Here is a 3,507-nt window from a genome sequence, read left to right on the forward strand (position 1 = left end):
AAGGGTTCGTCCACACCGACGCGGTCCAGCCCCAACACCTCGGCATAGATACCGGCCAAAATCTCCTCGACCACCGTCGCAGGGGCGCGGTAGCGGTCAGTGTCCTGGACCACCGGGGCAGGCAGCGCACGCGAATCAAGCTTGCCTGAGGAGGTCAACGGGAACTCGTCGAGCACGACGATGTGGGCGGGCACCATGTAACCGGGTAACCGCTCGCTCAACTTCTGGCGCACCGCGCTGATCTTGGCGGTGGCATGCGGATCGTTCGCGTGGGATCGGCGAATCGCGTTGGAGGGCAGATAGATACCCACCAGCGGACCCGAGTCGATGGTGAACACGGCATCGACGACGCCGAGGCGGGCGCCCCAGGTGACGGCGACGCGGTAGCCGAGCGTCTCGCCGAGGCGGTACAGGTCCTCCGGGGTGATGCCGGCGGTGTCGACCAGTCCGGCGCGCGGGATGTCGGTGATGCGCACGGCTGACGGAGATTCGGACGCCAGTAGGTCGCGCAGTCCGGTCAGGCTGCCGGTCCATGCTCTCGCCGGTGCGTCCGCCACCGAACACACCGGCGTTGGGGCCCTGTGCACGACGACGTCGTAGCGGTATCGGGTGAGCTCGTTGTCGGCCCATCCGCGTTTGACCTGGATGTCGACTCCGGCCGCAGAGGGCTGCTCGGCGGCCCAGGAGGTGAAAAAATCTGGCGCGAGTAGCAGTTCGGATTCGGCGATGACGACGCGGTCGGCCCGTTGCGTGATGGAAGCGTGGAAGGCGCCCTGAAGGGCGTGGTTGCGCACGTCTCCGACGAACAGTGCACCGCCGGGTGCCAACAACTTCATGGCGTTGTTGATCACGTCGGCCAGGTAGCCCGCGTTCGGGAAGTACTGCACGACCGAATTCAGGATGATCGTGTCGAAGTAGTCCTGCGGCAGGTCGTCGATGGCGTGGGCCGGTCGGGTGAGTAGCTGGACGCGGTCGCGCCATGGAATTTGCACGCGTTCGAGTGAACGGGCCAGCGCGTCGATTGCGGTGACCGAAAGATCGGTGGCGACATAGGTTTCGGAGTGCGGTGCGATCTGCGACAACAGCAACCCCGACCCGACGCCGATCTCGAGGACGCGTCGAGGCGAGAGCACCATGATCCGCTCGACAGTGGTTGCGCGCCATTCCTCCATCTCGTCGAGCGGGATCGGCTCGCCGGTGTAGCTGCTGTTCCAGCCGCGAAAGTCGCGGCCAAAATGCGACTTCGGGTCGTCCTCGCGATACAGGTCGTCATACAGGTGTTGCCATTGCCCGACGGCGTCGGCGGTGTCAAGGGTGGTGGCCTGGTCGAGGGTGAGGTAAGCCACCAGGTGTGGGTGCCCGGCATCGCTGTGGTACACCTTCGCGACCGCCTGGTCGACCTGCGGACAGTCGAGCAGGGCGGTTTCGATCTCCCCCAGTTCGATGCGGTAGCCGCGGATCTTGACCTGCTCGTCGGTGCGTCCGACATAGTGCAGTTGCCCGTCGGCACTCCAGGACACCAGATCGCCTGTGCGGTACATCCGTTCGCCCGGACGCCCGAACGGACATGCCACGAAGCGCGACGCGGTGAGGCCGCCCCGGCGCCAATAGCCCATCCCCACGCCGGTACCCGCCACGTACAACTCGCCCACCACCCCGGTGTGCACGGGTCGCAACCATTGGTCGAGTACGAAGAAGCCGAGATGCGCCAGGGGCCCGCCGATCGGGCTCGCGGGGCCGTCGATGTCGGCGGCGCCGATTTCTCGCAGGGAGGCGTGCACCGTCGTCTCGGTCGTGCCGTAGAGGTTGAGTAGCCGTGGTGCGTTCGGGTGGTGGTCCTGCCAGGCCCGAAGACGCTGGGGCTGCAGCGCTTCGCCTGCGAACAGCACCGCCTCGAGCGTCAGATCGCGTTTCAGTACCGCGTCGGCGGATTGCAGCGCGTAGAACGCCGACGGGGTCTGACTCAGGACGGTGACCTGCTCCGCTGCGAGTAGCACGTGGAAGTCTTCGGGTGAGCGCGCTGTGGTTTCCGGTACGACGACCAACCGACCGCCACCGAGCAGCGCGCCCCAGATCTCGCACACGGAGACGTCGAAGGCCAGCGAGTGCCACTGCGACCACACGCCTGCGGTCGGCAACTGGGGTCGCAGGGAGTTCAACAACTCGGTGACGTTGTCATGCGTGATGGCAACACCTTTCGGGACGCCCGTGGTGCCCGAGGTGTAGATGTAGTACGCGATGTTGTCGGCGGCGGGCGTGGGCAGTGGCGTGCACGGGTGAGCGTCGGCGTCGCCGATGTCGAGGACCGGCAAGTCATGTTCGCGCAGCCGATCGGCGAGCGATGCGGTGCTGACCGCGGCGACCGGAGTGGCGTCGGCGAGCATGAATTCGATGCGGGCTGCGGGCAGGCTGGGGTCGATGGGTAGGTAGGCGGCGCCCGTCTTCAGCACTGCGAGGATCGCCACGATCGCCTCGGTGGACCGCGGGAACAGCAGTGCGACAGCCGAACCCGGGCCTGCGCCGTGATCGGCAAGCAGGTGCGCCAACCGGTTGGCGGCGTCGTCGAGTTCGCCGTATGTGGTCGAGCGGCCCTGGTCGGTCACCGCCACCGCATCGGGTGTGCGGGACGCCTGCGTGGCGAACAGGGCCGGGATCGAGTCGCCGGTGGGTGCGGCTTGGCTGAGCGCGGGCCGGTTGCCCCAGCGGTCAAGTGCCGTCCGCTCGGCGGCATCGAGCAGATCCGTCGACGACAGCGGCCGCATCGGATCGGCGGTCATGGCGGTAACCGTCCGCTCGAACCGGGCGACCAGCGCCTGGATGCCGCCTGCGTCGAACACCTCGCTGTCGTATTCCATGCGCAGGCCCAATTCCGTTCCCGGCAGCGCTTGGACGGTCAGCGGATAGTGGTTGTAGTCGTGCCTGCTCACTTCGGTGATGGCCAGGTGGTGGGCATCCGACAGCGCGGCGGCGTCGATCGGGAAGTTCTGGTACACGAACAGCGTGTCGAACAGGGCGTCGTGCCCGCCGATGCGGTGGATGTCGCGTAGCGCGAGGTGCTGATGTTCGAGGGTGAGGTGATGGCCGCCGTGCAGTTGGTCGACCAGGTCGGCGGTGGTGGTGGTCGGCGTGAGCGTGGCCCGCACCGGAACGGTGTTGACGAAAAGACCCACCATCGACTCTGCGCCGAGCACGTCGGTGGGCCTGCCGGAAACCGTTGTGCCGAAGGCAATGTCGTGTTGACCGGTCAGTGACATGAGCAGTTGCGCCCATGCGGCGTGCAGCACGATGTTGACGGTGGTGCGGCATTGCTGCGCCAACCTGTTGATCGCGCGGGTTGTCTGTTCGGACAGGCGGAACAGTTCGGCGCACCGCGGACCTTGTGTCGATGCGCCGATCAGTGTCGGGGTGTCGAAGCCGGCCAGTTGGTCGCGCCATGCCGCGTGCGCGGTGTCGAGGTCGCGGTCGGCCAGCCACGACACGAACCTGCGGTAGGACTGCGGAGCCGGT

At 66.8% G+C, this 3,507-nt stretch carries 1 protein-coding gene; it reads right to left on the minus strand.

The annotated features are described in order from the left end of the window. Positions 1-3,507 (minus strand): amino acid adenylation domain-containing protein (locus A5724_RS17795; protein ID WP_156752345.1); only part of this gene is annotated, 3,507 nt, incomplete at both ends.

Origin of the sequence: Mycobacterium sp. ACS1612, from assembly GCF_001667505.1 — a bacterium.
Taxonomy (GTDB): domain Bacteria; phylum Actinomycetota; class Actinomycetes; order Mycobacteriales; family Mycobacteriaceae; genus Mycobacterium.